The organism is Nostoc sp. FACHB-280 (assembly GCF_014697615.1).
Classification (GTDB): domain Bacteria; phylum Cyanobacteriota; class Cyanobacteriia; order Cyanobacteriales; family Nostocaceae; genus Nostoc_B.
This window is the reverse complement of sequence record NZ_JACJSD010000011.1, coordinates 34,031-58,463: the sequence shown is the minus strand read 5'-3', so window position 1 is coordinate 58,463 and position 24,433 is coordinate 34,031. Positions and strand designations below refer to the sequence as shown.

The 24,433-nt window shown below is 39.9% G+C and carries 16 protein-coding genes; 8 read left to right on the top strand and 8 right to left on the bottom strand.

From position 1 onward, the window contains the following. Positions 1-153: 153 nt before the first annotated feature. Entirely contained in the window at positions 154-816 is a 663-nt protein-coding gene (locus H6G75_RS10485; RefSeq protein WP_190979884.1) for a phosphorylase, read from the bottom strand. Positions 817-1,075: 259 nt separating this feature from the next. Beyond that, a complete protein-coding gene (locus tag H6G75_RS10480) occupies positions 1,076-1,927 on the bottom strand; it encodes a ferritin-like domain-containing protein (RefSeq protein ID WP_190979883.1) in 852 nt (283 codons plus the stop codon). 287 nt (positions 1,928-2,214) lie between these two features. Here H6G75_RS10480 and H6G75_RS10475 point away from each other — a divergent pair, with 287 nt between their 5' ends. The 5 genes from H6G75_RS10475 to H6G75_RS10455 all read left to right on the top strand — a co-directional run bounded on the left by H6G75_RS10475 (position 2,215) and on the right by H6G75_RS10455 (position 8,205). Next, positions 2,215-4,914, top strand: a complete 2,700-nt coding sequence (locus H6G75_RS10475) for an efflux RND transporter permease subunit (protein ID WP_190979882.1) — start codon at positions 2,215-2,217, stop codon at positions 4,912-4,914. After that, entirely contained in the window at positions 4,914-5,897 is a 984-nt protein-coding gene (gene hpnA, locus H6G75_RS10470; RefSeq protein WP_190979881.1) for a hopanoid-associated sugar epimerase, read from the top strand. Before H6G75_RS10475 ends, hpnA begins: the two co-directional genes overlap by 1 nt. A 101-nt stretch (positions 5,898-5,998) precedes the next feature. Continuing rightward, positions 5,999-7,018, top strand: a complete 1,020-nt coding sequence (gene hpnH, locus H6G75_RS10465) for an adenosyl-hopene transferase HpnH (protein WP_190979880.1) — start codon at positions 5,999-6,001, stop codon at positions 7,016-7,018. 345 nt (positions 7,019-7,363) lie between these two features. Continuing rightward, a complete protein-coding gene (locus tag H6G75_RS10460) occupies positions 7,364-7,822 on the top strand; it encodes a hypothetical protein (protein ID WP_190979879.1) in 459 nt (152 codons plus the stop codon). 11 nt (positions 7,823-7,833) lie between these two features. Then, on the top strand, positions 7,834-8,205 hold the full coding sequence (locus H6G75_RS10455) for a DUF2237 family protein (protein WP_190979878.1): 372 nt from the start codon (positions 7,834-7,836) through the stop codon (positions 8,203-8,205). Between the two features lie 172 nt (positions 8,206-8,377). Here the strand turns inward: H6G75_RS10455 and H6G75_RS10450 are convergent, their stop codons facing one another. From H6G75_RS10450 to H6G75_RS10435, 4 genes are all read right to left on the bottom strand, one after another. Next, positions 8,378-9,208 (bottom strand): squalene/phytoene synthase family protein, encoded by an 831-nt coding sequence (locus tag H6G75_RS10450; RefSeq protein WP_190979877.1) that lies wholly within the window; start codon positions 9,206-9,208, stop codon positions 8,378-8,380. A 670-nt stretch (positions 9,209-9,878) separates the two neighbouring features. Continuing rightward, positions 9,879-11,090 carry an aspartate aminotransferase gene (locus tag H6G75_RS10445; protein ID WP_190979876.1) on the bottom strand — a complete coding sequence of 404 codons (1,212 nt, stop codon included), beginning with the start codon at positions 11,088-11,090 and terminating at the stop codon, positions 9,879-9,881. Between the two features lie 161 nt (positions 11,091-11,251). After that, positions 11,252-12,439: an iron-containing alcohol dehydrogenase family protein gene (locus H6G75_RS10440; RefSeq protein WP_190979875.1), complete on the bottom strand. Its 1,188-nt coding sequence runs from the start codon at positions 12,437-12,439 to the stop codon at positions 11,252-11,254. 840 nt (positions 12,440-13,279) lie between these two features. Then, the gene (locus H6G75_RS10435; protein ID WP_190979874.1) at positions 13,280-13,801 is read right to left on the bottom strand and encodes a Ycf51 family protein; all 522 of its coding nucleotides are present in this window, start codon (positions 13,799-13,801) and stop codon (positions 13,280-13,282) included. Positions 13,802-14,028: 227 nt separating this feature from the next. On the opposite strand from H6G75_RS10435, the gene H6G75_RS33505 reads away from it, so the two are divergent. The 3 genes from H6G75_RS33505 to H6G75_RS10425 all read left to right on the top strand — a co-directional run bounded on the left by H6G75_RS33505 (position 14,029) and on the right by H6G75_RS10425 (position 17,744). Further along, positions 14,029-14,151 (top strand): hypothetical protein, encoded by a 123-nt coding sequence (locus H6G75_RS33505; protein WP_277884086.1) that lies wholly within the window; start codon positions 14,029-14,031, stop codon positions 14,149-14,151. Positions 14,152-15,296: 1,145 nt separating this feature from the next. Then, on the top strand, positions 15,297-16,262 hold the full coding sequence (locus H6G75_RS10430) for a terpene synthase family protein (protein WP_190979873.1): 966 nt from the start codon (positions 15,297-15,299) through the stop codon (positions 16,260-16,262). 90 nt (positions 16,263-16,352) lie between these two features. Then, on the top strand, positions 16,353-17,744 hold the full coding sequence (locus H6G75_RS10425) for a cytochrome P450 (RefSeq protein ID WP_190979872.1): 1,392 nt from the start codon (positions 16,353-16,355) through the stop codon (positions 17,742-17,744). A gap of 11 nt (positions 17,745-17,755) precedes the next feature. On the opposite strand, the gene H6G75_RS10420 is transcribed toward H6G75_RS10425, so the two are convergent. Then, positions 17,756-23,422, bottom strand: coding sequence for an ATP-binding sensor histidine kinase (locus H6G75_RS10420; protein ID WP_190979871.1), 5,667 nt, complete (start codon positions 23,420-23,422; stop codon positions 17,756-17,758). A gap of 591 nt (positions 23,423-24,013) precedes the next feature. Next, the gene (locus H6G75_RS10415; protein ID WP_190979870.1) at positions 24,014-24,403 is read right to left on the bottom strand and encodes an MAPEG family protein; all 390 of its coding nucleotides are present in this window, start codon (positions 24,401-24,403) and stop codon (positions 24,014-24,016) included. Positions 24,404-24,433: the final 30 nt, after the last annotated feature.

Below are 24,433 nucleotides of genomic sequence, written 5' to 3'. Positions count from 1 at the left end.
ATAATACATAGCCTATTTAACTTGAAAAATTGTACTGAATCAGATCCCCGATTTCTTCAAGAAGTCGGGGATCTGGTTGTTCACGTAAAATAAAACTATCACAACCTCGTGTATGGAAATCGTAAATTATTGGTTAAAAATTTTAGGTATTTATCAGGTTGCATTTAACAGTGCTTGAGTGACTTTTTCCAGTACCTTTAAACCTTGTAAAGAACCACGAATTAGCCGAGTCGCTGCGATGGGTTGACTGATTAAACCCCATGCTAAAGGTAAAGTTTGCAATGAACCATCGGTACTAATAGCATCGGAAAGGTCAGGAATATCATGTAAACTGTCATCACTGACCACACGCAAGACAGTGACTTCAATTCCCATCACTTGAAAAAACTGTAAAGCGGCAAAGCTTTCCATATCAACAACATCACAGTTAGATTTTGCCGCTAAGGAGAATTTTTCTGTAGCAGACCAGATGACGCGATCGCTTGTCAAGCCTTTCACCACTGAGACTTTTGGTAGTACAGCAGATAACTGAGTCATCAAGGTGCGATCGCATTCTTGCACAAGTCCTTGATAAGTGCAATTTTGATACAACACAACATCCCCAACAGCGTAATTCTGGCGCAAGCTCCCACACAAACCCATCACTATTACCTTGGCTGGCGAATGCTGTTTGTCCAATTGTTGCAAGTATTTCGTCAACGGCTGCATTCCCACTGGTATCGCCAAAACCGTTGGTGTTGACCTTTGACTTTGACGCAAGCCACGACACACAGCTTTATACTCTGCACCCTGCGGCACTAAAATCACAGTGTTCATTATTAATAATTTGTGTGGAGAATTATTTTGCGAAGGGGGACAAGGGGGACAAGGGAGACAAGGGGACAAGGGAGAATTATCAGTTCCGTGCTGGTGAATGTTTCAGCCTTGCAGCCACTTCTTCCCCCTACACCCTGGTTACTGAGCGTAGCGCCGCCCTGAGCCTGTCGTTCGCGTAGCGTCTCCGGTAGGAGAAGGGTCGAAGTAACACCCTTGCACCCCTAAACCCTGGTTACTGAGCGAAGTCGAAGTAACCCCCCTACACCCTTACCCCCTCCCCAAACGCTTTCCGTTTCGGTAGTAACTGGAGAGTATTCCAAGCTGTGGAAGCGAGTCGAGGTAGCAGTTGTGGTTGCAATATCCGCGAGTCAAACTTACTCATTCGCCGTTGATTTTCTTGGATGCACACTTTGAGAAATTTTTCAAGTGTTAAATCTTGACTAAACACACTGGCTCCACTAGCAGTAAAACCTGCACCATTGGGATCAGATTCACCAATGGCTTTAACCACACTGCTCAAGGCTCTGCCGTAATACCAGAGAGTTTTAGCACTCCGCAGGGGTAAAAATCCATCACCACGTTGAATTTGTAAATCAGTGAACCAGTTGACAAAAAATACAATATGCCGTACTTCTTCATCAACAATTGAGTCAAAGATTGTGAAGATTTGCTCAGGAAAAACTCTGGCTTCTCGCGCAATTTCAAATAAGCCAAAGGCGAAAAAAGAATCGAGACATTCTTCAAAACCAAATTCAATGAATGTCTGTTCAAGGTTGGCGGGAATTTCTATGGGTGGACAAGCAGGCATAGGAATGTCACAACGCTCAATAAACACTTTCAGCAACCGAGCGTGACGAGATTCTTCTTCACCTTGGAGAGCGATCGCATCTTGTAAAATGCCACTGTCTAAAGTTTTGGCATATTCACTGACAATAACACCCGCTTGACGCTCTTTATTCAAAGCCTGACCCCAAAAAGGGATGCTTCGCAAAAGTTCCAAAGCTGCATTATCCAAATCAGGCCAAGGGAGATGCTCAGGCTCATATTCCCTGTAACTCTCCATAAAACTACGACAGAATAATTCCCTATGGTCAACAGAACCAATCTTCATAATTAAATTTATGTGTGCTTAAAATTGCCGTTAGAACCAGGACTATGTAGTGAGTAACACAAGTTATTTCTCAGCATAGAGTAATACATTACTGATTACCTAGTGCTGATTGCCCAGTATTAATTATTAAGTGTTTAAGTAGAAGAAATTTTTTGACCGTTTATCCTTTATGCTTTTTTAAGAAACCCATTAAGTAAAATTGCCCACCAAAGGAAACTAAACCACCCAAACTTTAGACGATTAATGTAGCATGACAATTAATTGGGACACCAGCAAAATTTTCCAAGATGGTAAAGGTTAGTAGCGCAAAATCTGCACGAGAACGCTTCAATATCTCCAAATTGGCCATTGACTTCTCGTGGTTGACAGTGAGTTTCTGGATTGCTGTAACGGTAGCTGGGCTTTTGGCGTTCAGTTCCCTCAAGTATGCTTTGTTTCCAGATATTACTTTCCCGGTGGTGGTAGTTAACGCCACAGCACCACTAACAACAGCAATTGATACAGAAGCCAAGCTCACAAAACCAATCGAAGAGCGCCTCCGCTCTGTAGAAGGACTAGATGATCTGCGTTCATCTGCTTATCCTGGTCAAACGGCAGTTAGTTTAGCTTTTGCAGTTGGTACTGATTTAGAAAAATCCACCAACAATGTAGAAGCTGCCCTGAAACAGTTAAGTTTGCCACAAGGGGCAAATTACAAAATTATTCCCCTGAACTTAAACGAATCAGCCGCCGTTAGCTATACCATAGAGAGTGCTTCGCAGAACCTCACAGAATTGACCAAAGTAGCACAAGACAAAATTATCCCAGTTATTACCAAAGTACCGGGAGTCTTGAAAGTCAATTTGTTGGGAGAGCCTAGCCCTACACCCGCATTACCAAGCGCCCAAAATGCAGCTGCGGCACTTCCCCAAGGTGGAGCCACATTAGTTCGGTTTAATGGGCAAGATGCACTGGCTTTTCAAGTCATCAAACGGGGTAACGCCAACACCTTAGAGGTTGTGAGTCGGGTAGAAAAAGAAGTTCAAAAGCTGAGAACTAACCTCAAGGATGTCAAACTAACCTTAGCTGCTACCCAAGCCGAGTATATTCGCAATGCCACCAAGTCAACCATTGACGCGCTGATTGAAGCCATAGTATTGGCTATTGTTGTGATCTTTCCTTTCTTGTGGAGTTGGCGAGCCACATTAATTTCGGCACTGGCGATTCCGACTTCTTTGTTGGCAACATTTATTGTCATGGCAATTTTCGGTTTCAACTTAGAAACCATTACATTGTTAGCTTTGGCATTAGTCATTGGTAGCGTGATTGATGATGCCATCATCGATGTCGAAAATATTATGCGGCATATTGAAGAAGGAGAAAGCCCTCGTCAAGCTGCCTTCTCAGCCACCAGTGAAATTGGGTTAACCGTTGTCGCCACCACAGCTACAGCCGTGGCAGTGTTTTTACCAATTGGTTTGATGGGTGGTGTCGTTGGGCAGTTCTTCAAGCCCTTTGGGATTACAGTTTCCGCTTCTTATATTGCTTCTACCTTAGTAGCTCGGACACTGTCACCAGTTTTGGCTACTTACTGGCTCAAACCAATCTCTACAAATTCCCCCCGAAAGGAAGGAAAGCTATGGTCAGGCTTTGCCCAAGCTTACCGGAAATTGCTTTATTGGTCGTTAAATCACCGTAAAACAGTGGTTTTATTAGCTATTCTCAGCTTTGTTGCGGGTATTGCCCTAGTGCCATTCATCCCCAAAGGCTTTATCCCAAAACTAGACCGGGGCGAATTTAATATTACATATACGGCTCCCTTACCACAAATACCTGATATTGCCGCTTTGCAAAAACAGGCAGCACAGGCAGCACAAGCCGGGATTCCTTTGTCATCTCAACCCCCAATTTCTCTTCCCAACCCGCTCAATGATTCTCTGGAAGTTGCCAAGAAACTAGAAGCGGTGGTGAGAAAATCCCCAGCCGTGGAAACAGTATTTGCTACTGTCGGTTCCCGCGAAGGTGAACCCAATAAAGGTACGCTTTACGTCAAGCTGAAAGAAGACAGAGAACTAAAGACGGCGGAAGTACAAGACCAGATACGCGCTCAGTTGCCTAATTTACCAGGCGTAACTACCAGCGTGGAAGACATTCAATTTATCGATACTGGTGGGCAAAAACCTCTACAAGTGTCATTACGCGGCGAAAATCTCCAAGAACTGAACAAAGCAGCCCAAGCGATTAAAGAACGTATCGCCAAGATACCGGGATTTGCGGATGTGACGGTAACAGGTGACAGTAAAAACCAAGGGGGAATTTTTCAAATTGAGCGCCTGAATAATCAGCGTGTGGCTTATATCAGTGCCAATCTAGGCCAGGATTTGTCTTTAGGTAGTGCCACAGACAAAATCGTTGCAGAGGCCAAAGAAGTTTTACCTGCTGGTGTAACTTTAGATTTGGGTGGCGATTCTGCCCGTCAAAACGAAGTATTTAGCAGTTTTGCTTCTACTTTGGTACTATCGGCACTTTGCATTATTGCTGTACTGATTTTGTTGTTCCGCAGTTGGATAGACCCTGTAGTTATTGGTGTTTCCTTGCCTTTATCAATTGTGGGAGCCATGCTGGCTTTACTCTTTACCAAGAGTGATTTTGGCATGATTTCCTTAATTGGGTTTGTATTTTTGTTGGGGCTGGCTAACAAAAATGCGATCGTGTTGGTGGATTACATTAATCAACTGCGTCAAGCTGGTTTAAGCCGCAAAGAAGCCATCTTGAAAGCTGGGCCAGTACGTCTGCGACCAATTATGATGACCACTGCTTCCACACTATTAGGGATGTTACCCATTGCTTTGGGTCTGGGTGCTGGTTCAGAATTGCGATCGCCTATGGCTGTGGCTATTGCTGGTGGACTCGTCACATCAACTATCCTCAGCTTAATTGTTGTCCCCGTTGTTTACGCCATCTTAGATGACTGGTTTCCGCGCTTTCGTCAGGAGGCGAAAAATTAATGCAGGCCTTTGTTACCGGGGGAACTGGTTTTGTCGGTTCCCACTTGGTGCGGTTATTACTGCAACAAGGATACACAGTCAAAGCTTTAGTCCGCCCTAGTAGCAATTTAGCCAATTTACGCGGCTTGGATGTGGAACTGGTGAAAGGCGATTTGACAGATCCTGAAATTTGGCAACAAATGCGGGGTTGTCAATATTTATTCCATGTCGCCGCCCATTATTCTTTGTGGCAAGTAGATAAACAACTACTGTATCGTTACAACGTCATCGGTACGCGGAATATCCTCGAAGCAGCCCGCAAAGCCGACATTGAACGCACTGTTTACACCAGTTCAGTATCGGCAATTGGGGTAGGGGCTGGCGGTAAACCTGTTGATGAAAGTTATCAAAGCCCAGTAGAAAAACTGATTGGTAGTTACAAACAGTCAAAATTTCTTGCCGAACAAGAAGCCAAACAAGCCGCCGCCAGAGGACAAAATGTCGTAATTGTCAATCCTAGTACACCCATTGGTTCACTAGATATCAAACCTACACCCACAGGTGATATTATCCTGCGGTTTTTGCGGCGAGAAATGCCAGTTTATTTAGACACTGGGCTAAATTTCATCGATGTGCGGGATGTGGCTTGGGGACATTTACTAGCGTTGCAAAAAGGGAAAACAGGCGATCGCTATATATTAGGACACCAAAACCTCAGCCTCAAGCAATTACTAGAACAACTTTCCGAAATTACTAATTTACCAGCACCCCAACGCACCATTCCGGCTTGGATACCCTTGAGTGTGGCTTGGATTGATGAGAAAATTCTCGCACCGTTAGGAAAAACGCCTTCCGTACCGATCGATGGTGTCCGTATGGCTCAACAACACATGTACTATGACGCGAGTAAAGCTGTCCGTGAGTTGGGACTACCCCAGTCTCCCTTAAAAGCAGCACTTAAAGATGCTGTGGATTGGTTTATTGCTGAGGGTTATGTCAAATGAAGTCGGATAAAGAGGCTAGGGGCTAGAGGCTAGAGGTTAGTATTTTTACTCAGTACCCAGCACTCAGCAATTTTTACTTATAAGAGAGGAGTGATAAAAAAGTGGGAATTAATTTACAACAAGCGATGGATATCGGGAAGTATCTGGTGACTCAGCGTTTTTTAGGGCGCAAACGCTTCCCCTTGGTATTGATGCTAGAACCATTATTTCGTTGTAATTTAGCTTGTTCTGGTTGTGGCAAGATTCAGCACCCTGTGGAAATTCTCAAACGTAATCTCACACCAGAAGAGTGCTTCGCCGCCGTGGAAGAATGTGGCGCACCTGTAGTTTCTATTCCTGGGGGAGAACCACTACTCCATCCCCAAATTGATGAGATTGTCCGAGGCTTAGTAGAACGCAAGAAATATGTTTACTTGTGTACCAATGGCTTGTTACTCGAAAAAAGCCTCGATAAGTTTCAACCTTCGCCTTACTTTACCTTCAGTGTCCACTTAGATGGAATGCGGGAATGGCATGATAAATGTGTTGATCGCAAAGGCGTGTTTGATACTGCTGTCAACGCCATTCGTGCAGCTAAAGCCAGAGGTTTTCGCGTCACCACCAACACCACCATCTTTGAAGGTGCAAATGTCAAAGAAATGCAAGAATTCTTTGATTTTCTCGAAAGCTTGAATGTTGATGGGATGATGATTTCCCCTGGTTACAGCTACGAATGGGCTCCAGATCAAGACCATTTCCTCAAACGCGAACAAACCCGCGCCCTCTTCCGGGAAATTCTCACACCCTACACATCAGGTAAGAAAAACTGGAACTTCAATCACAATCCCTTGTTCCTAGACTTTCTGATTGGTGAAAAAGACTACGAATGTACACCTTGGGGAAGTCCTAGTTATAGCGTTCTTGGCTGGCAAAAACCCTGTTATTTGTTGAATGAAGGACATTACACCAGCTTCAAAGAATTGCTAGACAAAACAGATTGGAGTAAATACGGCCGCGCTAGTGGTAATCCCCAATGCGCTGATTGTATGGTTCACTGCGGCTACGAACCAACCGCCGCAATGGATGCAATGCAACCGCAAAACATCGCCCGTTCCCTGAGTACGGTGTTTGGTAAGAGTTAGCCTTAAAAGGGAAGAGTATTTTAGTAGTGGCGTGTCTAGACTAAAATAGAGCATAAAAATGACTCTTGTGGTGTGGGCATCCTGCCCGCACCGGACGGGCTAGAAGCCCATCCCACAAGAAATTTATAATGCAACATTTAAGGCTTGTCACGCCAGTAGGGTGCGTTGCATTTTGCTTCAACGCACCCTGCTTTAGCATCGACTTGGTTTATTACTTATGCTGCAAGTGCGGTTGGGAGTTGGTTGTTACAAACTTTTGGATACGGGTGGATTCTGTTTTTCGGTATTGTCTCACTTATGTTTGGGTTTGGGAGCGGTTATTTCATACTAAAGAAAGAAAACTCTGTGAGTAAGGCTGTGGGTGCGGCTGTGGGTGCGGCTGTGGCTGTGGCTGTGGCTGGGGCGGTTATGGCTGGGGCGGTTATGGCTGGGGCTGTGACTGGGGGTTTGGCTGGGGGTTTGGCTGTGGCTGGGGCGTTTATGGCTGGGGGTTTGGCTGGGGGTGGGGGTATCTATGTGGGTTTGTATGTGGGTGTCTATGTGGGTTGCTATGTGATTTCGGCTGTGGATTGGGTTATCAATTTGGCTGAAGACTCATTTACAACCGTACTAATACTATTAACATTAGGATTTGGAGCTAGTGTAGGAACTGGGATAATAGCAAGCTTTCTAAATCCATTTATTTTGTTAGCACTAACAGGAACCAGTTTACCCGCACTTTCTATGCTGCTTTTTTCACCCTTAAAAAGACGTAGGTTAATTACTAAATATCGCCAGTCTGAAGTGTCTTTAATTAAACCGTAATAAATATAGATATGGCAGAAGCTAAAAATGTACTCGGCACAGATTTAGAAGTTTGTTGTACTTCACCGATGACAGGTTATTACCGTGATGGGTACTGTAGCACTGGTGGGCAAGATTTTGGAATGCACGTTGTTTGCGCCCAGGTGACAGCCGAATTTTTGGAGTTTACCAAATCGCGGGGTAATGATTTGAGTACAGCATTTCCTGAATATAATTTTCCCGGATTACGCCCTGGCGATCGCTGGTGTTTGTGTGCAGCCCGTTGGCAAGAAGCAATGGAGGCGGGTTACGCGCCCCCTGTCGTTCTTGAAGCCACCCACGCTAGAGCCTTGGAAGTTTGTTCGTTAGAAGATTTAAAAAAGTACGCCTTTTCTGCACCTTAACCTTTAATTTAAAATACAGACGCGAATAATCACGTCTGTATTGTATGGTTACTTGCTTTTGAGATTTACGACGTAGTTAAAAATTTGGGTTAATAACCAAAATACACCACAGTCTAAAAATCGGCACTATTAAACTTGAACTTACTTAATCAATCGTATTGAACAAAGTTATTTAACTAGCTTTGGCATTAACAGCATTTAATTGCTCAAGCAAGGCGATAACTTCACTACGGCTAAGTTTCTCCTTACCATTGGCAAGAGCATCAATCGTACCATGTGCCAAAGTTAACGGAATTTGACAAAAGTTTAAAGCTGGGCCAGCAGGTAAAGCTTGAGTATAAGCATCGGCTAACGCTAAGTTGCGTAGGGCATACTCTTGCATTTCTGTGACTGTCCAACCATCTGGAAAGAAGTTGACACCACGTCCCATATCTTCAATATGGTTGCGGAGGATGTTGACAGCTTGCAAGCCACGACCAAAGCCAATTGCTAAAGTACGGTTGGTTTGCGTACCATCATACCAAGTCCATAAATCTGAAAGTAACAACCCAACTGCACCTGCAACTCCAAAGGTGTAACGATCTAAATCAGACTCGGTTTCAATTTTCCAGTTTTTTTCTGCCCAATCAGCCATCCGATCAGCCATTGCTGCGGTGGCATCCCAAATCCGTGGTGCAATAGTCTCAGGGGCTAATAAAGACCATTCTCTGACTCTCAGAGTTACTTCTGCCAAAACATCCTCGTAGCCGCTAAACCCTACGGAAAAAGCGTCAACTGCAAAGCCATCTACTCCTGCTTGTAATGTCAAACTAATATTGTGTAATAGTTGTGCCTTTGTTGAATTATCCAGGTCTGGATGATCTTCAATTTCATCAATGGCACGCATACACAAATATGCTGATGCGACGGCTTCTTGCAATCCTGACGGTAAAATACTAATTGGAATATAAAAAGTTCGACTAGTTTCTTTGAGGATTTGCAAGGCATCACCACGTAAATCCATGTTGTCACTCCCCTCTGAGTTTTTACACCACATGCAGTTGAAAGTTGTTTAATGATCCGGGATATACTTTTTACCTTGAGATGGATTAGTATTTCATCTCAAGATTAATAGTCTTTGTATCATAATTAACGACAAATTCAAACCGATTAAATTCATGTCTAGTATATAAGACTTTGGTTACTGAAATTTGTTCTGTGTGATTTGATATCTGAAGTAAGCGCAATTTTTTGCTGTAAATATAAACAACTGTGCTAAAATTCAGCAGTTTATCTAATTTGGCTTTTCAGTACTGATGAGCGAATTGATACGGGCAGATAGTCCCGAATTCGGAAGATAGCATAAAATTCTCGATCAGATTTCTGTATTGTAAAAATATTATGAAAAACCAAATAAAATTTCTCAAAAAATGCTTCTAACTATAAATATCAACAATTAGCTCATTGTAAAGTCGGAAAAAACTTTAGCTATTGACCAATTAGCTTGGCAAATACAATATTGCAGCCTAGACAATAATTTTTACAGCAAATTCACAAGATAAATCTCATTTGGCCAAGCACAATCTTTTTCACCAACTTGCCCAATTAAAACAGTAGTAATCAAATAATTTTTAAAGTTAAACCCCCACTCTAGTGTAGTAGGGGAGTTAATAGTTAAAATCTCATGTCACTTATTAAAGTGGCACAGAAACTAATTTTTCCGATTGATATGAGATACCGGCTTGTTTAAAGCGGTGTAAAGCTTCACCTAAGCGATCGCAATCGGCAATTAAACTAATCCGCACATAGCCTTCACCCGCAACCCCAAAGGCATTCCCAGGAGTCACCACCACGCCTGTTTGTTGCAAGACATTCAAGGCAAAATCGGTGGAAGTTTTACCCACAGGACATTTCACCCAAAGATACATGGTGGCTTTGGTTTTAGGAATATCCCAACCCAACTCTCCTAAACCTTGAATCAAAAAGTCGCGGCGGGTACGGTAACGCTGTTGGACTTCGTGTAAATAGACATCTGGCAATTGTAGGGCGGTTTCGGCGGCTGTTTGCAAGGCGGCAAAAATCCCGTAATCCAAGTTGGTTTTCAGCGTCCGTAAACCTTGGATAATTTGGCTGTTGCCGACAACAAAACCTACCCGCCAACCAGCCATATTGTAAGTTTTCGATAAGGTATGAAACTCTACGCCAATTTCTTTAGCGCCAGGAATTTCTAACAAACTGGTGGGTTGATAACCATCAAAAGCTAACTCGGCATAACACAAGTCATGCACCAACAGAATTTCGTATTTTCGGGCGAAGGCGACAATTTCCTCAAAAAATTCTCGCGGTGCAGTGGCAGCAGTGGGATTGCTGGGATAATTGAAATAAAGAATTTTGGCTTTTTGGGCAACTTCTTCGGGAATTGCGGCTAAATCAATCAACCAATCATTTTCCGGTTTGAGAATCAAGTTATGGACTTGCGCCCCAGCAATTACAGGCCCGCGAAAATGGGCGGGATAAGCTGGTGAAGGTACTAAAACCACATCACCAGGGTTAATATAAGCCATTGCCAAATGCCCTAACCCCTCTTTAGAACCGAGTAGCGGTAAGGCTTCGCTATCGGGATCAAGCACTACACCATAGCGGCGATTGTACCAGTTGGTAATCGCGCGGCGAAAACTCGCAGTTCCTTCAAAGGGCGGATAACCGTGATTGGCAGGATTTTGCAAAGCAGCGATCGCAGCTTCTACGACTGGTTGGGGTGTGGGGCCATCCGGGTTCCCCATCCCCAAATCAATCAGATCCAATCCTTGTTCCCGTGCCTTAGCTTTGAGTTCATCCAGTCGGGCAAATACATAAGCTGGCAGTTTCTGTATACGTTCTGCTGGGGCAATCCAATTCAGTGTCATTGATGTACCACTTCTTGATACAGTTGATTTGTGAGTAAAATTTCTCTCATACATCACAGTTGGCGGCTGCGGATCAATTTGAGAAATCTATAAAGTGAGCAAAATCTGAGTTTGGTAATCTTGGCAAAAAATCAAGTCTTATTTTGCCAGCCAGAAGTTTTTTACTCTTCAATTGGCTGATCACTTGTCTTTACTGCCACCCGACTGCTTGATTCTCGGCTATCGGTGGGTGCAGTTGTCGAAACCATCGCCGCCATCAGCTGTTCCAGTCCTACCTTGAAAGGCAAACGGTGAATATCCGAATTTGGTGCGAGGGAAATTTCAGCTGCGGTTTTTAACTCGCTCAATTTAATGTTGCCTAAGCCCAAATCGTCTAATTGTTGGGGCAAGCCAATCTCTGCATAAAACTTCAACAACTGTTGCCTAGCAGTGCTGGCTAACTGATTACCCAAAATCATTTCTTCTAAACGCAGTTGCACCAAGATACCAAATGCGACTTTTTCACCGTGGATGCTGGTGTGTCCGGCAATATGAGTTAAGCCGTTGTGTACAGCATGGGCAGCAACAGTACGACACTGCGCCCCACCTAATCCGCCAATCACTCCGGCTAGTAAAACGGTTGCATCAACAACTTCTTGCCAAACTTCACTGCCTGGTTTTTCTAAGGCTGCGGCTGATTTTTGGAATAAAATATCGCGTAAAACTCTGGCTTGTTGGACTGCGGCAATAATTAAAGTCTGTTGTAAATGTCCGCTACTCACCGAGGCTTCGTACCATTTAGCGATCGCATCCCCAATGCCAGCTACTAAGGTGTGTTTTGGTGCGGTGGCAATCAAATCATAGTCCAGAATCAATAAATCAGGACAGCGAGACAACGCCACATCATACAAAAAAGCCCCTGTCTCAGAATATACATTAGAAAGGGCTGTCCAAGCGGCACAGGTAGCGGCGGAAGTGGGAATTGTCACCACTGGTAACTGCAACTGAAAAGCAACTAGTTTTGCTGTATCCAATGCTTTACCGCCACCAACACCAATAATCATGTCGGCTTTGTGTTCTTTCGCCGCCTTCCTTAAAGATTTCAAAGTTGCTTCTGAACAATCTGCACCATAGGAAGCTTGAGCAGTATGCAACTGTTGTTGTTCTAAAATTGGCTGTAAAGTATTTTGAGTAATCGCTAGAGTATGATTGCCTGCAACTATTAAAGGACGGCTGCCTAAAAGCGCAATCTCTGTTGGTGCTGCTGACAATACTCCAGATCCACGGATGACTTTTGCCGGAGCGATCGCCAGTGCTGATAATGAACTAGATGTTTGAGTAGACAACGTAGTAGCTGATTGATGGGGCATATAATAATTAGTTAGGCAAAACCTGAATTTGTATTGATGCTAGTAGGATTACATAATATTTAGAGAAGGCAGTCGCCTATCAACAAAACTCACCATCACTTACGACCAGCACCCACTAAAAATTTTTCCATTGATAAAATTAGTAAGTAATATCTTAATCTAAAAATAATCTCTATTGTATAGTCAAATACAAAAAAAATTGATGTCTCCCCAAACACAAAAATCAGAATTTGCTGTTAGGGAATATACGTATAAGTTAGCAGAAAACTAAAATTATCTAAATAATGCGATCGCTCCACAATCACAGTTAGGACTTACCCAGTGTAGGAGTGAGTGAATGTGTTCAAAAGAGGATATTCACATATTGCACCTAGCCCCGACGAATTGAATTCGCACGCCAGTGAGGGAGTCGGCAAAGCCGACGACAGTCGCCTCAAGTCGGGAAACCCGCCCACGGCGCTATCTCCCCAACGCACTGGCTCGGCTATACAAACAAAGTCCGCGCAGGCGGACTAACAGAAAATCAAGGTTTTTAACCCAATACGGTTCAGTTAGTACTTATTTCTTATCTTCGCGCTCTTTGCGCCCTACCCTCCGGGAAGCCGCTACCGCGTCTATGTGGTTCGTTAAAAAAAATGACTTTAACAAAGAGTTTTAGTCTTAACTGAACTGTATTGGTTTTTAAGCCGCGCAGGTGGTCACTGAGCTTGCGATGCCCTGAGCTTGTCGAAAGGTCGAAGTGCGGGTTTAGTTTGTATAGCCCCAGACTTTAGTTTGAGGGCTATGTGCTGAAAGTGGATGCACTATTCCCCCTACCTACACTTTTTGAGTTGGAAGTCCCTAAGCAGTAGGCTTTGGCAACTGAGCAAATTTATCTTGATAAATCTCAACTGACATATTCACATCTTCCCGTGAAGCCAGATTGCGCTTAATTTGACCAAGGTAAAGCGGTACAGAAACTCCAGGTTCAGGATGTACCAGAGTACGAGCGCGAATTGTCAGAGAATTATCGCCTTGCTTACCTAAACGACCATAGGAATATAAATTGCTGGCGGCTTGACGCAAAGTTGCTTCTAAAGCTGAAGGGGAAATTTCTGGATTAATGGAAATTACTGCTTGGGTGGAACCATTATCATAAACCAGGGTATATTTTCCGGCTCCGGGAATTACTGTGCGACTTAAGGGTACTAAAGATAGAGCAAATAACCCGCCTGTTAGCACTAGCATAAAGCCAGTTGTACCTACCAGCCGAAAGCGAATGCCCCATTTAAAAATAAAAGCCAGTATTGCTAAGGCAGCAAATACTAATGTAGCAATACCCGACCACTGGGTGTATTGAAGAAAGTCAGCTGTTGAGAACATACAGATTGGCTACTTGGGTGTCTTAACAAGATTTACAGACACACCCATTTTACCGAGTACTTACACCCTAAATAGCAGAAGGCAGGAGGCAGGAGGCAGTGGTTCGGCTACTTCGACTGCGCTCAGTACAAGTTCGCTCACCAACCAGAGGCAGGAGGAAAAGAGCTATCATTCCTGGCATTTAAGCTTTCAAATTGTCCTAATCTGACTACCGCTACATGTAACTGATGGAATTCTTTGAGAGAGTTGCTATTCATCAGATTAATAGTCTCGTGCTGCAAGTTGCGATCGCTATTCCAGCCCTTAACCAGAAGCTAAAAATTGTGCCTTTTCATCGCAATCACTTATAGTAATACGCTTATTTGCTTGGTAATTAACGTTATATCTTATACTTCTGGCAATAATTTCTTTGATGTTTACCTTTACCTGCTAGTATTCTCTTTTAAAGAGGATCTCTTCTGCTAGATAATAGGCATAATTTATCAAGCTAAAAGAGAAATCCTTATGAAATAAGACTTTGGCTTAATTGAATTTGCTCCTGCCTATACCGCAACCTAATAATTACAGCATTCATAAAAATTCAGATTTTTCAACTATCATACGGAAGAAAATAATTCATACTGAATGTATCTTTTTGAGGAAGTATTAATTATAACTTTGTACATTTATTTACGTTAATGTCTAATAAGACAAAGAAAATGTATAAAAATTAAGAAATACATATTTTTTTTTATTAAGTGTTATCTATCTTAATCTTTTGAATGTCAGGAAAATATAACAATATCGTAACTACACTTAAAGTGTAAGTGATTTAAAATGCTAGTATTATCTGGATAAAAATAAAATTTTTATAGAAAGAATATAATTAATCAATTTATTAAAGAAATTGACTAAATCATTTTACAAATACTTAGAAAATTTTAGTATTTTATGTCACGCTGTATCAAAACATATAATTTGACTTAATTAATTACACAGAATTACAGTTATCTTTTCTTGAAAATTATTAAAAAATAGTGAAACAACTTAAGTCTTGAGTTTAAAACTTCATTAAACAAAGTCTCAAGACTGGTTCGATATAGTGGCATAAACAAACGAAAACAAATTTTATACTGCATAGAAAAGCAGTATAAAAATTAAGGTGCTGTTCATTAAAGTTTCGACAATACTCTAGCAAATCTAATTTATTGGTGAGTGTCTTGTGGTGGCTATTGCTGGATATTTAGCTACCTATCGCTCATAGCTGAAATCTGGCTCTGCGTGAGACTATTTTTGTATACGCAGATATCAAATATTTTTCTGCAAAATTAACGTGTTTTTTGCAGCTATTTTTTTATGGCTGCAAAGTAAATCAAGCATGAATAAGAGTTAAATATCTGGTTTCTAGCTGCATAAATTAGTTGCTGCAAGTATTGTAAGTGCAAGTGTCAATCTCAGAATTAGCCACTATCCAAAACTTCAGGAATTGAAAACTTATTACAATTGCAGAGGACTTATGGAAAAGTTGGTTTTCCCCGATTTATACTGCCCATTTCCTTCCCAGGTTAATAGATATGTTGATCTGTTGGAAGAATCTGCTTTAAATTGGGTTACAAAGTATAATCTTCTAACTAACAACTTAATATATCAACGCTTTTTAAAAGCAAAATTTTATATGTTAGTTGCACTTACCTATCCTTGCTGTCAAATAGAAGAACTAAAAGTCGCTAACGATTGGATGAGTTGGATATTTATTTGGGATGACCAATGTGATATGTCAACCTTAAAGCCGGAAGTATTAAAGGCTTATCATACAAGGTTTATTCAAATATTAAAAGGAGCAAAACTTACTAATGAAGATATACATCTTAGTTATGCTTTAAGTGATATAAGAATGAGAATGCTACGATTGGGTAGCCAACAAGTATTCAATCACTTCATTAATACTTTTGAAGATTATTTTGACGGTTGTGAAAAAGAAGCAAATATCAGTATGCTGAAAATAATACCTAGTGTGGAAACTTACATGAATATACGTAGGGCAACAATAGGAGTAGAAACTTCTCTTGCATTAACTGAATTCTGCGATAAATTACAGATTTCAGATTTTTTGAGGAATCACGATATTTTAAACCAAATAAAGCGGATGGCTACCAATATTATTTGCTGGTCTAATGATATATTTTCATATCCAAAAGAATTGGCAATTAACCATGTTCATAATTTAGTATTAATTCTTCAAAATCAACAAAAAATATCTTTGAATTCAGCAATTAATCTTGCCGTAAACATGCACAATCAAGAAGTTAAAAATCTAACTAAAATGGAGGCATGTATTCCATCTTATGGAGAAGAGATAGATAATGAAATTGCTCAATATTTATCAGGAATACATGCTTGGATTAGTGGACATTTAGCATGGTATTCCTATTCTGGAAGATATCAAAGCCTTGAAACAATAGATTTAGCTAAAGTTAGTTAGAAGTTATTTGAGGTGGAAAATATTTCCAATTCATCTAGAATTTCTCAAAATTCAAAAGATATCAATAAAATGTTGTAATGGTATATTCGTATGCAACTACCAAATCAGTTGAAAACTGCTGCTTTGATACAAAAGCTCCATTGGGTTGCTGATCCTGTAGGATATATGAAACAGGCAAATAAGCAATATCCAGATATCTTTACTGGTAGTATAGTTGGTTTTGGAGATACTGTCGTATTTGTCAGTCATCCTCAAGGAATCCAAGAGATTTTAAGCAACGATAGAAAACAGTTTACAGCACCTGGAAGCTTTAACAGAATAGGAGAACCAATCGTTGGTAGTTCTTGTATTGCTATGCTTGATAGTAGCCTTCACAAAAAACGCAGACAACTGTTGATGCCTGCCTTTCATGGAGAACGAATGCGAGCTTATGGTCAAATAATCTGTAACTTAGCTGAACAAGTTTTTGACAACTTACCTGTAGAACAACCTTTTTCAGCTTGTGTTGCTATGCAAGAGATTTCTCTACAGGTAACACTACAAACTATTTTTGGATTATATGAAGGTGAACGTTATCAAAAAATAAAGTATCTGCTGGCATCGCTTCTAGATTTGTTTAGTTCACCACTTAGTTCCAGTTTACTAATGTTTCCTTTGTTGCAAAAAGACTTAGGTGCATGGAGTACTTGGGGGAGATTTTTGAAGTTACGGCAACAAATTGATGAGTTGCTTTATGCTGAAATTAACGAACGTCGCCAAAGATTTGATCCAAATCGAATAGATGTTCTCTCTTTGCTAATGTCAGCAAAAGACGAAGAAGGCCAAGCAATGACAAATCAGGAGTTGCGAGATGAATTAATACTGATGATGTTTTCAGCCAAAGAAACTTCAGCAATGTCGATGGCTTGGGTATTGTACTGGACTCACTACAAGCCTGAAGTTCTGGAAAAACTACTTGAAGAACTTGCCAATCTTGGTGAATCACCAGATCCTATGAATATTTACAGACTGCCTTATCTGACAGCAGTCTGTAATGAAAGTTTGCGAATTCATCCAGTTTTAATGTTGACTTTGCCTAGGGTAGTGCAAGAACCCTTAAAATTGATGGGATATCCATTAGAAACTGGAACTGTTGTAGCTGGCTGTATTTATCTTACTCATCACCGTAAAGATTTATATCCAGAACCTGATCAATTTAAACCAGAACGCTTTCTCGACAGACAATTTTCCATTTACGAATTTTTACCTTTTGGTGGTGGTTCACGCCGTTGTATTGGTGAAGCTTTGGCTTTATTTGAAATGAAGCTAGTAGTCGCAAAAGTTCTATCTAATTATCAACTTGCTTTGGCAAGTCGAGAACCAGAGCAACTTCATCGGAGAGGTTTTGGTGTTGGTCCTACTAATGGAATTCAGATGTTAATTCGTAGACCACGTAACCCTCATAGGTCGTTAGTAAGTACAGGAATTACATCTGCGTCATAAGTTTAGTCACTTTACTGCTTAATTGGTATTTCAATCACAAACTCAGTTCCTTTACCAGGAGTAGAATTACAAGTTAACTGACCCTTGTGTTTATCTACAATCACCTGATAACTAATAGATAATCCCAACCCTGTACCACTACCAACTGGTTTTGTAGTAAAAAATGGGTCAAAGATTTTCTTCTTAACTGCTTCAGTCATCCCACAACCATTATCAGCAATGCGGACTTGCAAAGTATTTGAATCTTTTAGAGCAGTATAAATATGAATTTGGGGTCTATCAATATTAGCTCTTGAATCATTTACAGCATCGATCGCATTACTCAAAATATTCATAAATACCTGATTCAGTTGACCAGCATAACAACTGATTTCAGGTATTTTTGCATATTCTTTAATCACTTCTATTTCCACAGCATCACTTTTTGCTTTAAGTCTGTGCTGTAAAATCATCAAGGTGTTATCAATACCTTCATGAATATCAACAGTCTTCATTTCTGCCTCATCCAAGCGTGAGAAGTTACGCAAACCTAAAACTATCTTGCGAATTCGAGAACTACCAACTTCCATAGAATCAAGAATTTTTAGCAAATCTTCAGACAAGAACTCTACATCGATTTCGGCGACTTTTGCTATTAATAAATCGGAATCATGAGAACATTCTTGCTGATAAATAGCCAATAACTCTAACAAATCTTTGACATATTCACTAGCATGAGCAATATTGCCATGAATAAAGTTAATTGGGTTATTAATTTCATGAGCAATTCCCGCCACCATTTGACCCAAAGAAGACATCTTTTCGCTTTGAATTAACTGGGTTTGTGTGCGTTGTAATTCTTGCAATGCTTCTTGTAAATGTTGATTTTTATTGTTTAGCTCTTGCGTTCTAGCTTCTACTTTTACTTCTAAGCTATGGTTGTATTCTTCTAAGTTTTGATTTGCCTGAGCTAGATTATTGTAGAGTATGGCATTTTCTAAGGAAATTGCTGCTTGAGTGGTCAGCAGTTTTAAAACCTCAACGCGATCGCGGGTAAAGGCTCCAGTAGTTAGACTATTTTCCAGGTAAAGAATACCCAGCAATTTACCTTGATTTATAATTGGAATGCACAAGAGACTTTTAGGCTGCTTGCTGATAATGTAGCGGTCTTCCGCTAAGAAATCAACAGTCTTTGCATCATCAACTACAAATACTTCTTTAATGCGGTTAACGTATTTAATCAAAGTAATCGGAATATCATTGCTGGATTCAGCATAAATAGATGGTAACTGTGTAGAAAGAGATGCAAAATTTTCACTAGAACTGAGAGCTACGACCCTTAATTCTGAGTTATGATTTCCACTTAAAATTAAGGCAGATTTAGAGGCTCCAGCATTTTCCATCACAACTTGCATTAATTTAGACAGTAGTTGATCCATCTCAATTTCTCCAGAGAGTGTTTGAGAAGCCTTGATTACAGAAGCCAAATCTAGTGATTCCGAAATACTTGTTTTAGAACCAATAAAGCTTTGATAGGTATTTTGAGTTGAGATAGATTGATAAGTAGGAATGGAGATTCTTTCAGCTAGTTGAAAACTCAGCTTTTCTTGCTGAAGTATGGGCATAAGTAATTGAGGATAGCGTGTTGCTAAGTCGTCAACTTTTGCTTTTGCTCCCCAACGAACATAACAATAATAAGCATCAGTGAGATAAGTTTGAGCGATTTTCTCTTTGCCCCACTCTAGATAAAATTTAGCTGCTAGTTCATTAGCCAAAGCTTCTTCATTGATGTACTCGTTTTCTTTAGCGAGAGAAATAGCACGATCATAAGATTCGATCGCTTCTAGATATTTACCTGTAACGCGATATTTTTCTGCTTCTACTAAATAAAATTTGTGCAGGTAATTCATCGGGGCATGATGCGCCCAATTTTGCATCTTTTCCTGATTAGCTTTGATTCTATCGAGTAAAGAATTTTGTTCTATTGTGAGAATCTCATCATAAGTATCAAGTCGCACTAGCGAATCATAAAAATAGAAAAGAGGCATAACTAAATTGCCAATTCCACTATTTAAATAATGTTCTGCCACATCTAAGTTTTTAATCGCTTGGGTAAAATCTCGAAAGAGATAGCAGAGATATGCTTTATTAAAGTGTAAATATAAAAGACCTACTCCATCTTGAGCTTGCTGGTGAACTATTATCATTTCATCCTCATTGTAAGCTTCACCAATCAAACAAATTGCTTTTTCTTGAGTCTGTAACAAATTTAAAACTGTTTGGCGATAAATATTATGCCATTTCAGTATTGTTTCTTGTTTGATTTGAGATAGGGCATCACTATATTTTGCCATATCAGATGCTAATTCATTCAATTCTTTGCCTGTAAAATATGAAGAATATGAATGACTATAAATACAGTAGGCTGCGAATTCTATATCCCCTGTTTGTAAACCAACTGAATAACCTTCTAATAAAGGATTAATTATAATTTTAGTATGTTTTTTCCAATGGGCTATAGTGGCATAAAAGACTTGAATTACTTTGGATTTTAATTCTTCAGCACTAAACTTATCGATTAGGTTTACAGCTAGATTCCCAAACTCATAGCCAGAGTCAATATCTCTCATGATTCCACTCAGGATTAAGCCGTAAAGGACATAAGCATAAGCAGACAATTTAGCATTACCATATTTGAGAGATAACTCAACTTGTTTAATGACAATCATGATAAAAAGTTGAGGATATACTTGATATACCCAACCAGATACCCCAGATAAAAGACGCATTATTACAAGTGATTCATCAGCTATCATCTCTGGTAATTCAATTAATTTTTCTATTGATTTACCATCAAGATTTGATTTTATTTCTGCTATTGCTAATTGAAGGTCTGATGAATCAGAATTTTGCGGAAATTCAACACCCAATTGTCGTAAAACAGTGAGTGCAGTATTAACAGCTTCCAATGCTTTATTTTGTGCGCCGTAAGCTTGAATTTTGACTTCATAGACTTTTACTTGCTCTAGCAGAGTTTTAGCTTGTGCTAACACAACATCAATTAATCGCTCCATCTGCTCAAATTCACCAGCCAGGTATGCTGCTTCTGCTGCTGTCTCATACAAAGCTAAGGAAAGTTCATATTGCGTTTGCCAGCTATCAGATGAGAGGAGTGTGATTCCAGTTTTTAAATACTTAATTGCTGTTGTATAAGCTGTTGATGCTAAAGCTTTGCGTCCAGCCAAAAAATTCATTTGAGCTAGTTCATTACGCTGCGTCTGCTCCGTGATCAGTTCTAATGCAATATTAAATTGATTGACAATCTGAAAAATCTTATCTTCACGTTCTGCTACTGGAATGCTGTTGAATAGTAACAAGCCAATTTTTAAATGGGTTTGCTGCTTTTGACTTTCCGAAATTAATGAATATGCTGCTTGTTGCACCCTATCATGAATAAATTTGTATTTTGGAACTGCAAAACTATTGTTTAACAGTTCTGGAGAAGAGTTAGAAATTTCGGTATTTTCTGCTGATTTAGAATCAGTTTGAAACAACTTATAAACATCATTTTGTGGTAAAATGATGCCTTCATGTAAAGCTATCCATAAATCTGAGGCTGTTTCTACTACAGATTTTTCATTGACGATCGCCAGAGTTTTTAAGTCAAATTCATGTCCAATACAAGCTGCCATCTTTAATATATTCTGTGTCAATGGGGGCAGTTTTTCGATTTGCTGTGCCATAAAATCGACAACATCATCAGTCAACACTAATGCTTGGATTGCTGCCAAATCATATTGCCAGTAACCTAAATCGAAGTTAAATTTAATGATGCCGTCTTGATGTAGTAACTTCAAAAACTGAGTTGTAAAAAAGGGATTACCTTTGGTTTTTGCAAACACCATTTGACCCAGAGTTATAGACATTGCTTGAGGACAATGTAAAGTATCACTAATTAAGGTATTTAAGTGAGTTTGATGGAGAGGAGTTAGGGTAATCTGATTAATTTTTGCTCCTGCTTGCTCAATTTGTTGCAATGTTAAGCAGAAGGGATGTGCTGGATAAACTTCGTTATCACGATATGCACCAATTAATAAAAATTTTCCTGCTGTGGGGATAACTTTTTGTTCATTATCACCTTCCCAAACTTCTTCCTCAAATACAGGGTTCCATAAGTTATTTGTGAGTTCTGGTGTAACTACATTAGACTCTTTATTACTGGTTGAAGTTTGACTCATTAAGAGTTGGATAAACTTCAAGGAAGTGGAGTCTGCCCATTGTAAATCATCCAAGAAAAGCACTAAAGGATGTTCTTTGGTGCTGAATACCTGGATAAACCTTTGAAATAACAAATTAAATCGATTCTGAGCAGCAGTTCCAGAAAGTTCTGCAACGGCTGGCTGTTTACCAATAATCTGTTCTAGAGCCGGAATTACATCGATAATTACCTGGGCTTGTTCACCCAAGGCTGAAAGAATTTTGTCTTTCCATCGGCGAATTTGAATATCAGTTTCTACTAAGATTTGTCCTATCAAATCTTGAAAAGCTTGGACTAATGCCGATAAGGGAACATCTCGTTGGAATTGATCAAATTTACCTTTGATGAAATAACTACGCTGTCTAGCAATTGGTTTATGTACTTCATTGACTACGGCGGTTTTACCAATTCCAGAAAAACCAGCAACGAGGATCATTTCTGTGGTACCTTTAGCAACTCGCTCAAAGGCTGCAAGTAAGGTAGCAACTTCTTTCTCACGACCATAGAGTTTTTCGGGGATGAGAAAACGGTCAGAAACATCTTTAGTCGCTAACTCAAAAGTGGCTATATTACCGCTTGTTTGCCATTGCTGATAGCAAAGTTCTAAGTCATACTTGAGTCCGTACGCACTTTGATAGCGGTCTTCAGCATTTTTAGCCATTAATTTGTTGATAATGGCTGATAAAATTGGCGGATGATTGGGATTAATTTGATGTAGGCTTGGTGGTTGTTTCGCAATATGGGAGTGAACCAACTCCATCGGTTCAGTGTTGTTGAAGGGTAACTGTCCGGTGAGCAGTTCAAAAAAGGTGACACCTAAAGAGTAAAAATCGCTGCGGTAATCAATGCCACGATTCATTCTACCTGTTTGTTCAGGAGAGATATAAGCTAGTGTTCCTTCTAAGACATTGGGGTTTGTCAAGTATTGAACTTCTCTGGGGAGGAGGGTAGCAATACTGAAGTCAATAATTTTGATTTCTAAAGTCTGGGGATGAATCAGTATATTTGCGGGTTTGATATCTTTATGAATAATCCGATGACGATGTAAACTTTCTAAAATAGATGCGATCGCAATAGCAATGGGAAAAAATTCTTGTAGAGTAATCCCAGACTCTTGTGTAGCTTTGTTATACCTGCCCCAATCTTTAAGCGATATGCCGCCAAAGTCCTCCATGATTAAGGCATAGCGATTACGATAGTTCTCTAAACACAGATGTTTGACTATTCCTGGTAGATTGAGATCCTTAGTGATTGTATACTGATTCCGAAATTGGGCAATTTCACTGAAGGTAGGATATTCATTTCGGATCAGTTTAATTACTACTGGTTGTCGATTTTGTTCTTTAATTCCTCGATAAACTAGGGTCTTGCTACCACAATAAATTTGCTCTACAATTCGATAACCACTTAAAGAGAACACTTTATCAGAGAATGCTAACATTGCAGTTATAGTGGGAGTATTTTAACTGCACTTAGTATTCCCTTAAACTTGTCTTGTTTAACATCAAAATATTTTTTTAACAGTTCTACTGAGTTTCTCTTCCTGCCAGGATTATAGCTTTCATGTGACTAGATTATGAGAATATTTATCAAGTATGAAATAAACCCTTTATATTGAAAGTCTGGGGCTATACAAACAAGACCTGTCTAGCCTATGGGCAAAGGAAAAGGCAAATACAGGATAATTGTATGCTTGTTTATATCGGTCGTTATCAAGATTTTTGATAAATTTATAGTCAATTTTCAGACAAGTGGTTATATCAGTTTTATCCAGTTTTGATGTTTGATTTTTACAAAAATTAAGTATATTTGAGGTGAGCATTCACTAAATATGTTTTATGTTTATCGAGATTTTTACTGAAAATGCTCACCCTACTTATAGTTTAAAGATTAAGGCTCTACACTAAGTAAGTCGGTGGGAAAAACCAAACTATATTAAGAAAGGCTAATTAAGCTAAAATCCTATTTCCTTCTGCCTCCTATCTCCTGCTTTTCCCTAAATACAATTATTTACAATAATCTACTTAGTTTATCACTTCACTAAAGCGAGAATAATGCCAATTAGCGAACCTAAAAGTAGCACTGTTCCACTCATAGTAGTAATGGCAAAACCAATCATTCGTTTTTCTGCGGCTTGATAGTATCCCCAAGCGTAGACAATGCGACCTATGAGCCAAATAGCACCAATTACTGCTCCCCATAATGGATTTATGTAAACAGAAAACAACCATAAGCCAGGGAGAAATAAAATAGTTTGTTCTAGAGTATTTTGCTGAACCCTTAGCACTCTTTCAAAGTTGAGATCGCCTGTCATTTGGGGAGGCATAACTTTATATTTTGCTCTAGCTCGACCAACATTAATTGTGATGACTGAGTACAGCAGTAGTGTTAAAACAGTAATCAGACTAGTCCAAGGTGACATATTCAAAACCTCATTGCTCATCAAAGTATA

Coding starts and splice junctions, on each gene's coding strand:
- H6G75_RS10485 (WP_190979884.1), bottom strand. CDS start 816: ATGAACACTGTGATTTTAGTGCCGCAGGGTGCAGAGTATAAAGCTGTG.
- H6G75_RS10480 (WP_190979883.1), bottom strand. CDS start 1,927: ATGAAGATTGGTTCTGTTGACCATAGGGAATTATTCTGTCGTAGTTTT.
- H6G75_RS10475 (WP_190979882.1), top strand. CDS start 2,215: ATGGTAAAGGTTAGTAGCGCAAAATCTGCACGAGAACGCTTCAATATC.
- hpnA (WP_190979881.1), top strand. CDS start 4,914: ATGCAGGCCTTTGTTACCGGGGGAACTGGTTTTGTCGGTTCCCACTTG.
- H6G75_RS10455 (WP_190979878.1), top strand. CDS start 7,834: ATGGCAGAAGCTAAAAATGTACTCGGCACAGATTTAGAAGTTTGTTGT.
- H6G75_RS10450 (WP_190979877.1), bottom strand. CDS start 9,208: ATGGATTTACGTGGTGATGCCTTGCAAATCCTCAAAGAAACTAGTCGA.
- H6G75_RS10445 (WP_190979876.1), bottom strand. CDS start 11,090: ATGACACTGAATTGGATTGCCCCAGCAGAACGTATACAGAAACTGCCA.
- H6G75_RS10440 (WP_190979875.1), bottom strand. CDS start 12,439: ATGCCCCATCAATCAGCTACTACGTTGTCTACTCAAACATCTAGTTCA.
- H6G75_RS10435 (WP_190979874.1), bottom strand. CDS start 13,801: ATGTTCTCAACAGCTGACTTTCTTCAATACACCCAGTGGTCGGGTATT.
- H6G75_RS33505 (WP_277884086.1), top strand. CDS start 14,029: ATGGAATTCTTTGAGAGAGTTGCTATTCATCAGATTAATAGTCTCGTG.
- H6G75_RS10430 (WP_190979873.1), top strand. CDS start 15,297: ATGGAAAAGTTGGTTTTCCCCGATTTATACTGCCCATTTCCTTCCCAG.
- H6G75_RS10425 (WP_190979872.1), top strand. CDS start 16,353: ATGCAACTACCAAATCAGTTGAAAACTGCTGCTTTGATACAAAAGCTC.
- H6G75_RS10420 (WP_190979871.1), bottom strand. CDS start 23,422: ATGTTAGCATTCTCTGATAAAGTGTTCTCTTTAAGTGGTTATCGAATT.
- H6G75_RS10415 (WP_190979870.1), bottom strand. CDS start 24,403: ATGTCACCTTGGACTAGTCTGATTACTGTTTTAACACTACTGCTGTAC.